The 13,086-nt window shown below is 34.5% G+C and carries 14 protein-coding genes; 3 read left to right on the forward strand and 11 right to left on the reverse strand.

The window, feature by feature from the left end:
* Positions 1-53 precede the first annotated feature (53 nt).
* The 4 genes from AC57AW_RS11665 to AC57AW_RS11680 form a co-directional block, all read right to left on the reverse strand.
* Entirely contained in the window at positions 54-1,595 is a 1,542-nt protein-coding gene (locus tag AC57AW_RS11665; RefSeq protein WP_496352013.1) for a DHA2 family efflux MFS transporter permease subunit, read from the reverse strand.
* A gap of 87 nt (positions 1,596-1,682) precedes the next feature.
* On the reverse strand, positions 1,683-2,402 hold the full coding sequence (locus AC57AW_RS11670) for a hypothetical protein (protein WP_496352014.1): 720 nt from the start codon (positions 2,400-2,402) through the stop codon (positions 1,683-1,685).
* 543 nt (positions 2,403-2,945) lie between these two features.
* On the reverse strand, positions 2,946-3,092 hold the full coding sequence (locus tag AC57AW_RS11675) for a bacteriocin-like protein (RefSeq protein ID WP_167375285.1): 147 nt from the start codon (positions 3,090-3,092) through the stop codon (positions 2,946-2,948).
* A gap of 27 nt (positions 3,093-3,119) precedes the next feature.
* Positions 3,120-3,263, reverse strand: coding sequence for a bacteriocin-like protein (locus AC57AW_RS11680; protein WP_002980068.1), 144 nt, complete (start codon positions 3,261-3,263; stop codon positions 3,120-3,122).
* Positions 3,264-3,549: 286 nt separating this feature from the next.
* Between AC57AW_RS11680 and AC57AW_RS11685 the strand changes: the two genes are divergently transcribed.
* From AC57AW_RS11685 to AC57AW_RS11695, 3 genes are read left to right on the forward strand one after another with little or no spacing between them, the layout of a single operon-like run.
* Positions 3,550-4,422 (forward strand): alpha/beta fold hydrolase, encoded by an 873-nt coding sequence (locus AC57AW_RS11685; protein ID WP_496352015.1) that lies wholly within the window; start codon positions 3,550-3,552, stop codon positions 4,420-4,422.
* Positions 4,423-4,456: 34 nt separating this feature from the next.
* Positions 4,457-5,050, forward strand: coding sequence for a dihydrofolate reductase family protein (locus AC57AW_RS11690; RefSeq protein ID WP_496352016.1), 594 nt, complete (start codon positions 4,457-4,459; stop codon positions 5,048-5,050).
* Positions 5,051-5,097: 47 nt separating this feature from the next.
* On the forward strand, positions 5,098-5,463 hold the full coding sequence (locus AC57AW_RS11695; RefSeq protein WP_496352017.1) for a VOC family protein: 366 nt from the start codon (positions 5,098-5,100) through the stop codon (positions 5,461-5,463).
* A 280-nt stretch (positions 5,464-5,743) separates the two neighbouring features.
* Here AC57AW_RS11695 and AC57AW_RS11700 read toward each other — a convergent pair whose 3' ends face one another.
* From AC57AW_RS11700 to AC57AW_RS11730, 7 genes are all read right to left on the reverse strand, one after another.
* On the reverse strand, positions 5,744-6,589 hold the full coding sequence (locus tag AC57AW_RS11700) for a glycosyltransferase (RefSeq protein ID WP_496352018.1): 846 nt from the start codon (positions 6,587-6,589) through the stop codon (positions 5,744-5,746).
* Positions 6,590-6,923: 334 nt separating this feature from the next.
* Positions 6,924-7,247 carry a helix-turn-helix domain-containing protein gene (locus tag AC57AW_RS11705; RefSeq protein WP_496352019.1) on the reverse strand — a complete coding sequence of 108 codons (324 nt, stop codon included), beginning with the start codon at positions 7,245-7,247 and terminating at the stop codon, positions 6,924-6,926.
* A gap of 23 nt (positions 7,248-7,270) precedes the next feature.
* Positions 7,271-8,038, reverse strand: coding sequence for a hypothetical protein (locus AC57AW_RS11710; protein ID WP_496352020.1), 768 nt, complete (start codon positions 8,036-8,038; stop codon positions 7,271-7,273).
* 17 nt (positions 8,039-8,055) lie between these two features.
* On the reverse strand, positions 8,056-8,916 hold the full coding sequence (locus AC57AW_RS11715; RefSeq protein ID WP_496352021.1) for a phage tail-like protein: 861 nt from the start codon (positions 8,914-8,916) through the stop codon (positions 8,056-8,058).
* Positions 8,917-8,927: 11 nt separating this feature from the next.
* Positions 8,928-9,749 (reverse strand): phage tail-like protein, encoded by an 822-nt coding sequence (locus AC57AW_RS11720; protein WP_496352022.1) that lies wholly within the window; start codon positions 9,747-9,749, stop codon positions 8,928-8,930.
* 322 nt (positions 9,750-10,071) lie between these two features.
* Positions 10,072-11,370, reverse strand: coding sequence for a helix-turn-helix transcriptional regulator (locus AC57AW_RS11725; protein WP_496352023.1), 1,299 nt, complete (start codon positions 11,368-11,370; stop codon positions 10,072-10,074).
* Between the two features lie 289 nt (positions 11,371-11,659).
* Positions 11,660-13,048: a hypothetical protein gene (locus tag AC57AW_RS11730; RefSeq protein ID WP_496352024.1), complete on the reverse strand. Its 1,389-nt coding sequence runs from the start codon at positions 13,046-13,048 to the stop codon at positions 11,660-11,662.
* Positions 13,049-13,086: the final 38 nt, after the last annotated feature.

The following is a 13,086-nucleotide window of genomic DNA, read 5'->3' on the forward strand; positions in this document are numbered from 1 at the left end:
TACTTATGAAAAAATGGAGATGGATTTCTTCTGTTAATATTTAAAATATATTTTTAATGATCTGCTGATGCTATAATTACCTTTTTATTACCTTTCTTGATAGAGAAAAACAGCAGCAGCGGTAAACATAGAACGAATGCTGCCCCAATAAGAAGATAAGCATCAATATAGCTTAAGATGAAAGCCTGCTTTTGTACTATCATGTCCATGAGGCTGATGGCTCTGTGCTGGGCATCCTGCAATCCGAAACCTTTACTTTGAAACAGTTGTGTATAATTGTTCAGTCTTTCCGTTACCAGATTGTTGGTAGGGGTGATGTTTGAAACCAGGTCTGTTCTGTGCTCTGCCATTCTTCTGATAATAAACGTATTGATAATAGAAATCCCGAAAGAGCCGCCAAGCTGTCTCATCATATTATTGATGGCTGTTCCCTGGGGTATATCTTCGGGTTTCAATGAAGAAATTGCAAGGGTGGAAAGCGGAACCGTTAATAAGGCCATCCCCATTGCCCGGAAAATTAAATTAACAGAAATTGTTGCGAAGGATACATCTAAACTGACCTGAGACATAGACCAGTTGAAATAGATGAAACAACAGAAGCCAATCAATACAATAAGCGCGGGCGGTACCCCTTTCTGCAGTATACGTCCCGTAATGATCAGGGCGAATACCGCAATTATAGAGCCCGGCAGCAGCATCAGACCTGCCATAGAAGGGGTAAATTGTAAAAGCCGCTGAGCAAGTACCGGTGTAAGATAAATGGAAGTAAACATTCCCATTCCGGTAATGAAAGTGAGCAAAGCGGAAATACTCAGTGAAGGAGATTGTAAAATAGATAGCTTAACAACCGGGTGCGCTGTAGTAAGCTCCCTGTATACAAACAGAATAATTGAAAAGAAAGCAGTAATAGTAAGTGCCGTAATATACCGGGTTTCAAACCAATCTTCAGTTTCTCCACGCTCCAGAATGGTCTGCAAAGAGCCTACACCAGCAATTAATAGGGTGATGCCAATCCAGTCAATCTCTTTTACCTTTTTCCTTGTGGGAGATTCCGGTAATAAACGGTAGCAGATAATAGCGGTAATGATCCCGATAGGAATATTTATATAAAATATCCAGGACCAGGAATAATTGTCAATGATATTGCCGCCCAGCGTAGGACCTATCGTTGGTCCTATAAAAACACCGATACCAAATAAAGCACTTGCTATATTTTGCTTCTCTTTCGGAAAGCATTCATAAACAACGGTTGCAGATACAGAAAGTAATGCACCGCCGCCAATGCCCTGTAAAAACCGAAAAGCTACTAATTCCCATATGCTGGTTGCATTGCCACACATAAAAGAGCATAATGTAAAAAGAATGAGAGAGCCGATATAATAATTTCTGCGTCCCAGATTATTGACAAGAAATCCGGTCATCGGGATGATGATAACATTGGCGATACCATATGAAGTGACAACCCAGGAAGTATCTTCCAGCGTTGCTCCCAGACTTCCGCTCATATGATTAATAGCTACATTGACGATTGATGTGTCTATCAGTTCCATTATTGCAGCTGATATAACGGTGATGATCAGGAGTATTCGGTTCATTCCTTATTGGTTTTCATTATTTCTTAATATACCGATCGGTATTTTTAAGCTCGAAAAAATTATTTTAAATGATGACTATAATGTGAATTACTTAAGAATGATTTCACTTAAACTCACAACTACCAGAACCGGTTCAGGCTGAAGAGCTGTATTATCTTCGTTACGGATAAATACTTGTCTTTTGGTAGGAAACTGTATACCCTGTACTTCTGTGTAATCATACAGATAATGTGCGCTGGCAACATTTTCGGAAATTTCTACATTGTAATCATGTCTTCGTATAAGTCCGGTTTTATCTATATAAAATGTCTGAATGCGGCTATGGCTTGCAATAGATTCTGGGAAAATTACCTGCAGTCTGCGGAATGTTTCACCATTTTCTTCCCAGGGTTCAATTTCTGTGACTTCAAAGCCAGGATTGGCAAAACAAAACGGCGCATTGATATAAGTCCATATAGCATAACTTGCAAAATAAAATGCCTGCAGCTTCGTCCAGGGTGTTTCCCTTTTATGATTGGAAAATGATTGTCTTGGATTTGAAAGTTCTTCAATAATTTCACCATCTTCCGATAAAGCAGCTACATGATCGGTTTCAAATGTTGTTTTCCAATCCGCAAGGGCCGGGCGGAAAGATACAAACTGTTTCCGGGTATCCACTGACACAAAAGTATCACTGATAAGCCCCGGTTGCTGCTTCCGGATCCAGGTGAGTCCATCTACTTTTAGATGAGCTGATATATTTTCAAACCTGTTCCAGTTCTCGAGACCGCCATGAGCTTCAATTGTAAATTCTAATAAACTGTTCATAAAATTCTTTTTATTGTTTTATATTTCAGAAGTAATGTTGTTTAGGTTTTTGAAACCACAAAAGTTTTAAAGACACCTGCGAAAGTTTTTTTTAGTTGCTACGGTTAGTATTGTTTTCATTTGTATTGATTGAAATATACCAATCGGTATATTGTTGTTTAAAAAAATATGCTTTTCAGCATTCAGTTCATGTATATATCAGTTAGTATTGATATTCTTTATATCCTAAATTTGGAAAACTTTTACAGTTGCAAAGATATAAAATAAATATACCGTTCGGTATATTTATTTGAATTTTTTATGAAATATTATATTTTCTGCTATTGAAAATGCTATTGAGCTAATCTTATGTTATAAAAATTGATCACCGTTAAAGAGAAAAGAGAGTTTTCTTTTCTGCAATATTTTCTTTTATATCCGGTTTTAAGTCAGAACCTTAGGGAAATATTATGTGAACAACAAAGTAAGAAAAAGAGACCATACAAACAATAAAAACCTGCAACTCATAGGAATTGCAGGTTTTATTTTGGAGAATACAGTGTCTTAACTTAATATCTCACATGGTGCTATACAAATTACCCATGGGCATCTCTTGATTCCCGGAGGAGGACAGCATGCTTCAGAACAACTCAATGCTCCTCCATTAATATTCTTCAACTGATCTCTTGAAATTTTTTTAGAATTTTTCATAGTCAAGTAATTGAATTAAACTAAAAATTAAGGTTGGTTTCCACCACCACATCCGTCATAGGGCATACATTGCCATTTTCCGCCGATTAAACAAAGCTGTCCGCCTCTGCAGTCAATACCACCCTTAATTGTTTTCAATTCCTGTCTTTCGATTTTCTTTAAATTTTTCATAATAATATAGGTTTAGTTCTATTCGAAATTAATCAATTTTTATCAACTGTTGTAGAATTATCAAGAAAATTTTTATTTTCAATAAGTTCATTGTTTGATAATTTCCTTTGGATTTTCTATAATGAAGTAAAATGTAATGTCTGTGAAGTGGGGGTAAATAGGCCTTACTAAAGAGATGCACAAAGAATCAATTTCTTTTGAACAAAATCTTGTCTTGTGGCAAGTTGGATTTCATAATGACTTGCTAATTTTGGGTAAAAGTTTAACCACCAAATCCGATACTATTATGAAAAATCTATTCAAATTCTCAGCCCTAATGAAATCATTACTGATTTTAACCATTATCCTTACCACTTCCCAGATATACGGACAAAAAGTGAAGCCTTCTGAAAGTGGCTATGCACCTGCTAATGGCATAAAAGTTTACTACGAGGTCTATGGAAAAGGCCAGCCTATTGTATTACTGCATGGCGCTTTCATGACCATTGATACAAATTGGGGACAGCTGATTCCCGAACTGTCTAAAAACAGAAAAGTAATCGCTGTTGAATTACAGGGACACGGACATACACCGTTTTCAGAAAGGAAATTATCTCATGCTATTTTAGCTAGTGATGTTACAAAAGTAATGGACTATCTGAAAATTGATAAAGCAGATGTTGCAGGATACAGTTTTGGAGGAGAAGTAGCTTATCAATTGGCTATACAAAGCCCGGAAAGACTGAACAAACTGGTGATTATTTCATCAACATATAAAACTAACGGCTGGCTGCCTGAAGTAAATAAAGCTCTTGAAGGGATGAAACCCGAACTCTTTACAAACAGCCCTATGCATACTGCCTACAATGCCGTGGCACCAGATAAAACAAAATGGACCAAGTTTCTGGAGCAGATGATTGCTTCTGCCGGACAGCCATTCGATCTGGGTGATGATAATATTGCTAAAATTTCGGCACCAGTTTTAATTATTGCGGGTGACAATGATGGATTGGATAAAACCGAGTTATCAAAAACCTATAAATTATTGGGAGGTGATACTTTTGCAGATATGGGACCAATGCCAAAATCTCAATTGGCCGTTGCTCCGGGACAAACCCATGTCAGCCTGATGATGCAGACAGCAACCATTCTGAATTATCTGAACGGCTTTTTAAAATAATGAGATACACTATCATTTCATAAAATTGAATATAATGAGAAAAATAACGGTCTTATCAATGATTACAATGGATGGTGTCATGCAGGCACCAGGTGGTCCTGAAGAAGATACATCTGGAAACTTTAAATATGGAGGATGGACTGTATCTTATGGTGATGAACTTTTCGGTGAAATCATGCAGGAGGAAATGAAACAGACTGATTATCTTCTGGGGAGAAAAACATTCGATATCTTTTCATCGTATTGGCCTCAGCATGCTGAATTTTGGCCGGGAATCAACGAAGGAAATAAATATGTGCTGTCTCAAACCATTGAAAATTCAGATTGGAAGAATACCTTTTTCCTCAAAAACCTGGATGATATCCGGAAACTTAAGCAATCAGAAGGCGCTGATATTCAGATCTGGGGCAGCAGTGAACTCATTCATCTGCTGTTGAAACATGATCTTGTAGATGAACTTCGCCTAAAAATATATCCATTGATTCTTGGCCGAGGGAAAAAACTGTTTGATAATAGTTCGGTTCCGGCCGCTTTTACCCTGACAGAAAGCCATGTGACATCAAAAGGAGTTATCATAGCCAATTACAAACGTTCCGGTGAGATTGTGACAGGCAACGTTGAAGTGTAAATGAGTATCTTTTTAATTTTATTTTTTACAATTGCTAAACTTACAATATGAATACGAAATTTGAAGCAGGAATAAATATTGCCATAAAAATTCCTAAAAATAAATATGAAAAAACGGTAGTCTTTTATAGAGACATCTTAAAGTTAAATGTTGAAGAAAAACCGATTAATAATCCAACTGTTTCCAGAACCCATGAGGTAAAATTCGGTAATAATATCATCTGGCTGGACTGTGTAGATAATTATACCCATTCCGAAACCTGGCTGCAGCTTACCGTTCCTGATGTAGAAGAAGCTACAGAATATCTGCAATCGAACGGAGTAGAAACCTGTGACGAAATTGAAGAGCTTCCTGAAAATATGCATTGGATTACAGACCCTGCTGGTACCGTGTTTAATTTACAGCAAAAATAATAGAAAATATTTTCTAAAAAATATATAAGAAAGAAACAGGAGAGGTAGGGTAAATAAGGAAGTTGGTATCGTTTTATTTTTTTCTGAGCTTGATATTCTAGTATAAAAATAACCTTCCCGCTTGAGAAGGTAATAAAAAAACACGTACAGCTTTGGGTGAATAAGAAATTACTCATTATGTAAGCTTTTTCTATTTGGCAACAGTATTTCTGCTGAGTTTATATTTATAGCAATTTGATATGTTATTAAGATTATACTCTTCATCCTGTATTCAGTTTATTTACAGGCCCCATAAAAGTTCTATATATACGTGGATTCTATTTTTCAAACGATGCAGTCTGGAATGTTTATATTCTAACAAAGTGTAAATATCAGAAGGTGTATTATACTGATCTGGAATTTTTTTTCCATTTATCATTTGCAGTTTTCTGCGTTTCATGGTATTGAATATTACTTTTGCAAAATATTCTCTTGATTTTTCCTTATTAGAGTTTTGAGAAATACCACCATTATGCATACGATACAAATAATTAGCTTCATTGATAAATTTAAATTTCCCTTTTTCATATAACTTCAGATATAAATCCTGATCTTCTGCTATTCTTAAAGTAGGATCAATTTTTGTAGTTTCCTCATATGCATCCTTTCTAAAGGCCGTAAAGTTTACGATCTGTACCGGGCAGTTAAAAAAGTACTGATCATTGTTCCTGACCTGCCTTGTTAATTTTGGAGTATTAATCGGGGTAAGGTTCTCATCACATCTGATAAACTTGGAATAAGTGAGCACTACATCCTGATTTTTGATGAAAGCCTTAATACTTGAATGAATGGCATTAGGTGTTATTGCATCGTCAGGATCCACAAAACCAAAAAATTGTCCATCTGATAACTCGATTAACTTACTTTTAGTTACTCCTACACCACAATTTTTATCATTTTCAAAAATACTGAACCGAAGATCTTTACCAACAATATTTTTGATTATTTCTACCGAATCATCTGTGGAACCATCATCTAAAATAATTGCTTCCCAATTTTTATAGGTTTGATTGAGTAAGGATTCATAACAGGACTTGAAAAACTTGCCATTATTGTAGTTGGCAATAAGAATCGAAAATTTCATCATTTAATTTATTGAATTGAGGTATGTAAGAATTGGACACGATATCAAAAACAGGAATTGGAAAGAATTCTATCACTCTGTTAATGCCATGAATAGATAGGTTTTCGTTGATTTGAAAGTGAATTAAACCTTATAAAAAAACAGGGATAAAAGTCCTTATTGTTATTAAATATGTAAGAAATATTTTTAAAGGTTAATTTTCTCAGTCCAATTGGCAAAAGAATATTATCTTATTAAGAAACAGGTCTAATCTCTTCTATTTAATGAGTAAAAAATAACCTCCCCAATAGGGGAAGGCTATAAAACACATACTGCTGGATGAACAAGAAATTATTCACTATTGATTCAGTCCAAGCTTTTTCCATTTGGCAACAGTATTTCTACTGAGTTTATATTTTTGAGCAATTTGAGTATTATTAAGGTTGTGTTTTTTTTGATACTCTAATATTTGTGTAATTGATTGCTTATCGTAAAAACGATGCTTTTGGTTGAACACAGCCGTTTCCTGACTGCATGATCCAAAAATAATATTGTTCAGTGTAATAACATCTATTCCTGTTAAGCTTTCCTTATTCAAAATACTTTCACAATCCTTTGCTTTTTGGGAATATTGATATTGAATAATATCTTTAAATATTTTTTTGTAATCTGGATTATTCATTCGTTACTGTTTGTAAACTTCATTTATAGTATTCTTTCTAAACTGATACTGCTGTCCGGTGTTCCTCCAAATGTAAAAGCTGCAATAGACAATCCTGGAGTATTAATGTTAACTCTGAAATTCACATCATTATTTACATCAAGAAATAAAACAGTATCTGCAGAAGCTGAAAAACTATTTGAACTGATAAAGGCCGCATTGGCTGACATATAAGCCTTTTGTTCTCCGTTTACAGCGATAGCTATATTTACTTTTACGCCTGCAAAACCTATGTTAGCTCCATTGAATAATACATTGAAATTGACTCTATATAGTCCTTTCTGGCGTATGCGGAAAGTATCTGATGGCCGAAAAACAGATAGGTAATCCGAAAATTGATTACTGTTATTGGGAATAGATAAAGGAAGGTTTCCGGAAGTACACAAGAAGCTTAGACATGCTACACTAGATGTTTCTATTCTTGCACGAGTCCATGTAGTGGCTTTGCCTTGCGGAATAAACGCTTGTTTCCATGTGATACCATCATATACTTTGGAAACGGATGCATTTTTATCATACATCAGCATGGCATCCATAGTAGCATCATCATCATAGCCATCGGGCTGGGCTGCATTATATTTCGGTAAAGTTGTATTGTTATTTGCAGCAGGCTGTATCAATACTTTTTGTCCAGTAGTATTCTGTAGTTCTAACTGTGTATATGGAGATGTAACATTGGCTCCTCCCATAATTACTTGGGCATTGAATAAACATCCTCCCAATATACTGCTTAATAATATGTATTTTTTCATCGTTTGTGTATTAAAAGTTATCTGATTCTCTGTACATTAATAAAAGTATCTGTATGGTCCGTAGAGCTGGAGTAACTAGAGATAAGAGAGCTTGTGGATACGGCAGCTGCCAATCTGATTCTGCTGTTAGCAGGTAATGTAATGGTGGAAGATACACTGGCACTTTTATTTCCGGATTGTCCAAGGTCAATAAATATTCCTCCGCTTTGGCTGGTTTCTTTAAAGGCCAGAGTAGACCAACTTGCTCCGTTGTCATAGCTCACATCCAGATTTACCCAATAAGAAACATCCTGTCCAAATCCCAGTAAACTGGTTCCGGCAAAACCTACTACACCTGAAACGTGATAAAGCCCGGCTGCAGGAATAACGATATAATCAGTTCCAATCTGAGTATTTAAATTATTAACGAGTAATTGTGATCTATTGGTAAGATTGGATAAAGGAATAGTCTGTCTGTTGTTACTTCCAAACAACTGTGTTAAATCACAGGTGTTAATTCCCAGAAGTGAAACACATGTCCAGTTTTTTGCTCCGTTTGCTTTTGTACGGGCTTCAAAGGGATTGTAAAATCCGCCCAGCTGCAAGGCAGGAATCCATACAGTTCCGTCATATTTATAATACTGCTTATCTTCTTTATTGTACAGAAGAGCTCCTTCCAAAGAAGGTAAATCATCAAAGTGATCTTCTACTGAGGTATTGTAAAGAGGGAAATTACCTATAGTGCTGGTTTTGGTGAGTATAAGTCCTCTGGAGGAATCCTTTATATCAAGCAATGCATTAACATTAGGACTACCTGCAGTTTTAGATATCAGGATCTGTGAAGAGACGGAAACGCCAAGCAACACAGAAAAAAGAAAAGTAAATATTTTTGTTTTCATTATATGTATAATTAAAGGATTACTTTTTCAAAAATAATTTCCCCGGTTCCGTTTGTTCCATTGTTCTGGAAGGTGGCAGATGCAGAAAGACCAGCCAGAGGTATCGTAGGAGAGTACTGCATGTAACCTGACATAGAAATTTTATCACCAGCATTGAGCTGAATAACAATTGAACCATTAAATACAGGATTATATCCTAAGCGGGCATTGTCAGAAGTAAATGATTGAGAATCAATGTCAGCAAAAGTTGTAGGGGTTGCTGCATTTGCTTTTTGTAGTTTCAATCGTACGTCACTAGATGCTGTGGCTAATGCTGCAAACGATCTATAGGTAATTCTGTATAATGCGGTCTCGTTTACCGTGATAATATTAGAGGCAAGTGACAGATTGATATTAGTTCCCTGAAAGTCTGAACTTCCCGAATTACTAATTGGTATTATTACGTTTGATACCGTACAGCCATTTCCAAGAAAGGGAATAGTACATGACAATGTAACATTTGAAGGCCTGGAAAAATGAGCAAAATATTGTGGTTTGGTTTCCACTACATAATCATATGTGCTTCGCCAGCGGGTTCCATCATGTTCGTAAACAGAAGCATTGTTCTTACTATATACTAATGCTCCTTTGAAGGTATTATCTCCAACAGGATTGGCTGCATTGCTTATTTGAGATACCGAGGGCAGTAATACAGCTTTTGCCGGAACTGTGGATTTTACATCCAGAATAGCGTTAGGGTGCGGCTCATGATCACTGGGGTTGGTAGAAATACTAACCTGAGCATATCCGCTAACGGTCAGCATGCAGAATAGCATGAAATGTGTTTTTTTCATTGTATAATTTTTTACATTCTTGTGTTTTAAATTTAGATTTAGGAAAGAAGGATATGGGAAAATATCCTTCCTCCTAATTCAAAATATAATAACATTTGTGTTAATAGAATCGAAGCCCAATAAATACATAATGACATAGTTTAAAACTGTTCATTGTGACAATAATATTATGCTAATCATTTATTTCAATTGATCATCTGAATTCTATGGCAAAGTTATTTTAAGGTTTAATTATTAGCACTATAAAGACATTGTCATAAACTAGCAAAACCTGTCGTTTGGGTAATCGGAATTGTTAAAAAGGTAAAAACGTTGAAAATTATCAAAGATTTAGTATCCATGAATACATATTTTCCTCTGTACTGATATTCAGTTTTTTTCTGATTCTGTATTTTTTACTGATAACAGAATTGAGGGTCGCATTTTTATAATGTGCTATTTCTTTGGTGTCAAATTTTAATTTGATTAGCGCACAATATTCCAGGTCAGAATGGGAGAGTTGTGGATTGATTTCCAGCAATTGTTTGTTAAATGTAGGAAATGTTTCAGAAAATTTCAGATGGAAAGATTTATCATTGTTGTGAACAAGCTGTATAAGTTCATAACAATCTTCAGTATTGATATTTTGTTTTATATTTTTATTCGGAAGTACATCATTTTGTATTGAGCTTTCATTACTCTCAGTGAATGTTTCAATTGTTTTATGATAGCTCTTTCTTTTGATATAAAATACATATATGACAAAGCCAATAACCGAAATAAATAAAATGATAATGATAATCAGAAGTTGATTATTATTTGATTCTGTATTTTCTGTATTGGAAATGTTTTCCTTGTCAGGAGGAGAAATAACATTATTCAAGACTTTCTTTTCAACGGTTAAGATGCTGTCTGTTAACTTTTGGGCTTTTGCAGAATAGAGTGCCTGGTTTTTATAGTCTTCAAGCCCCAAATAAGATTCAGCCTTTCCAGAATAAATATCTTTTACCTGTAACGGATAAATTTTAGCTTGTTTGGCTGCCTGTGTTGCTTTTTCAAAATTTTCTAACGCTGTAGTATAATTTTTTCTTTTGTTTTCTAGATTTCCTTTTAATGTATAATAGCTTATAAATTCTGATTGATCTTTTTCTGTTTTCATATCTCGGGCAAACTGAGCCAGATATTTTTCAGTATTGATGATATCATGTTTAGAATAATATTCCTGGCTTAATTCTATAGCAAATGAAGAGAGGTAAAAATTCTTGTATTGAAATGTAGGGCTTGTTTTTCTTGATTCATTATAACCATTGTGAAGATAAATCAAGATAGAATCTTTTTTTTCGTTTCCACCCTCTTTTCTGAGATTTCTCGCCATGGTTCTGTATGCCGTCGCTTTTATGATGTGAGCTTCCTCATTACTGATCTTATCTGTCTGAACAAAAACTTTATTGATTGATTTTCGGGATCTTTTGGTATAGCCTAACTCGGAATAAACCATTCCTTCTTCCATATATAGCCATGCTAAAGTATTATAATCATGATATTTTTCGGCTAAAATTTTACCTTCAGGAATTATTTTCATGGCCTCTTCGTACCTCTGCTCATTCATATAAATGGAAGGGATTACTTTCATAGATTCCATGATTCCTTTTGGATATTGAATACTCTTTGATTGTGAAAATATACTATTGCACAATCTTAATAATTCTTTGCTGCCAATATCATGGTATGCATTTTTATTTTTTACAATTTTTATTAAGCTATCAATTTCTTTTTTACGCTTAGAATAATCTTGCGAATAACAATTTATAGTACTGGAAATAAGGAGTATGAAGAAAATGATTTTTGTTTTCACAGAAGTAAGTTTAAAAAGTAAAATATAAATAAGAACACCAAACTTTTATTATAAAGCAGGATTAAATTAAATATGACTATCCGATATTCAACATCCATGTGTACATATTTTCATCAGTGCCTATATTCAGTTTTTTTCTGATCCTGTATTTTTTACTGACTACAGAATTTATAGTAAGATTTTTATGACGAGCGATCTCTTTAGTGTCAAATTTTAATTTGATTAAGGCACAGTATTCCAGGTCTGAATGAGTAAGCTGAGAATTTATACTCAAAAGCTGTTGATTGAAGGCCGGAAAAACTTCAGAAAATCTGAGTAAAAAGGATTTATCATCATTTTTAGCCAGTTGAACAAGTTCCCTAAGGGCTTCAACTTCCGTTTCAGACTTTTCATTTTCAGGGACAATAATTGGTTTAGGGGCTTGCTCCAGATGTTTTTCTTCTACACGTTCTTTTTTTGAATTTTTATGACGTAAAATATAAAATGTTAATCCCGCCAATGCTATAAGTATGCCTGCTGCAAGGTAGTAGTTGTTATTTTCATTATCCGTAAAAGGATCCTCATTCTCATTGATATCTATTGTCGTGTTCAGCAATTGCTGATCAGCTATTACCATGCTGTCTGTGATTCTTTTTGCTTTTGTACTGTATGCTGCCTGGTTTTTGAAATCATTAAGCATTAAATAAGACTCTGCTTTCCCCGAATAAATATCTTTTAATGCGAGCGTGTATATTTTATATTTTTGATTAATTTCTAAGGCTTTATCAAAGTATTCCAGTGCCTGCGTATAGTTTTTCTTTTTATTTTCTATATTTCCTTTAAGGATATAATAACGGATAAATTCAGATTGATCATTTTCCTGAGACATCAATTCCTTAAATTCATTGAGAAATATTTCTGCTTTTAAATAATTATTTCTCAGATAATATTCTTCGGCAAGATCTGTTGCAAAAAGGCCAAGAAAAAAGTTTTTATAAGGACTTTTATTGTCCATTTTTCCTATTTCCTGATGACCACGATATAAATAAACCAAAGCTGAGTCTTTCGTACTGTTTGCAGAGATTTGAATATTTTTTGCCTTTGTCCTGTTAACAAGCCCTTTTATTAAATAATTTTCTTTTTCAGGTATTCTATTAAGAAGTCCTAAAGAACTGCTAAGTGCTTTTTGAGATTTTTTAACATATCCCAGTTCAGAATAAACAACAGCTTCCTGTATAAAGAAAAGAGACAATAGGTAATAATTATATTCTTCCTTTGCAAGACTTTTGCCTTGCAGAATCTTCTCAAGAGCAGCTTTATAATTTTGTTCATTCAGGTAAACTTCCGACATTTTCATATCTGCCTGAATCATTCCGTTGGAGTAGTCAATCTCTTTAGATTGGTAATATATTTCAGTACAGATTCTTAAGATTTCTTTGCTGCCTTTATTGGCATATATGCCCTTATCCTGGACAACAATAATCATACTATCGATTCTTTTTTGTTGTTTAATATTATCCTGTG

It is taken from the genome of Chryseobacterium sp. BGA-UO-ETr-SB22, from assembly GCF_059567885.1.

What these genes read in the sequence shown, in the direction of transcription:
- AC57AW_RS11665 (WP_496352013.1), bottom strand. Translation starts at nt 1,595, where the DNA reads ATGAACCGAATACTCCTGATCATCACCGTTATATCAGCTGCAATAATG.
- AC57AW_RS11670 (WP_496352014.1), bottom strand. Translation starts at nt 2,402, where the DNA reads ATGAACAGTTTATTAGAATTTACAATTGAAGCTCATGGCGGTCTCGAG.
- AC57AW_RS11675 (WP_167375285.1), bottom strand. Translation starts at nt 3,092, where the DNA reads ATGAAAAATTCTAAAAAAATTTCAAGAGATCAGTTGAAGAATATTAAT.
- AC57AW_RS11680 (WP_002980068.1), bottom strand. Translation starts at nt 3,263, where the DNA reads ATGAAAAATTTAAAGAAAATCGAAAGACAGGAATTGAAAACAATTAAG.
- AC57AW_RS11685 (WP_496352015.1), top strand. Translation starts at nt 3,550, where the DNA reads ATGAAAAATCTATTCAAATTCTCAGCCCTAATGAAATCATTACTGATT.
- AC57AW_RS11690 (WP_496352016.1), top strand. Translation starts at nt 4,457, where the DNA reads ATGAGAAAAATAACGGTCTTATCAATGATTACAATGGATGGTGTCATG.
- AC57AW_RS11695 (WP_496352017.1), top strand. Translation starts at nt 5,098, where the DNA reads ATGAATACGAAATTTGAAGCAGGAATAAATATTGCCATAAAAATTCCT.
- AC57AW_RS11700 (WP_496352018.1), bottom strand. Translation starts at nt 6,589, where the DNA reads ATGATGAAATTTTCGATTCTTATTGCCAACTACAATAATGGCAAGTTT.
- AC57AW_RS11705 (WP_496352019.1), bottom strand. Translation starts at nt 7,247, where the DNA reads ATGAATAATCCAGATTACAAAAAAATATTTAAAGATATTATTCAATAT.
- AC57AW_RS11710 (WP_496352020.1), bottom strand. Translation starts at nt 8,038, where the DNA reads ATGAAAAAATACATATTATTAAGCAGTATATTGGGAGGATGTTTATTC.
- AC57AW_RS11715 (WP_496352021.1), bottom strand. Translation starts at nt 8,916, where the DNA reads ATGAAAACAAAAATATTTACTTTTCTTTTTTCTGTGTTGCTTGGCGTT.
- AC57AW_RS11720 (WP_496352022.1), bottom strand. Translation starts at nt 9,749, where the DNA reads ATGAAAAAAACACATTTCATGCTATTCTGCATGCTGACCGTTAGCGGA.
- AC57AW_RS11725 (WP_496352023.1), bottom strand. Translation starts at nt 11,370, where the DNA reads ATGGAATCTATGAAAGTAATCCCTTCCATTTATATGAATGAGCAGAGG.
- AC57AW_RS11730 (WP_496352024.1), bottom strand. Translation starts at nt 13,048, where the DNA reads ATGATTATTGTTGTCCAGGATAAGGGCATATATGCCAATAAAGGCAGC.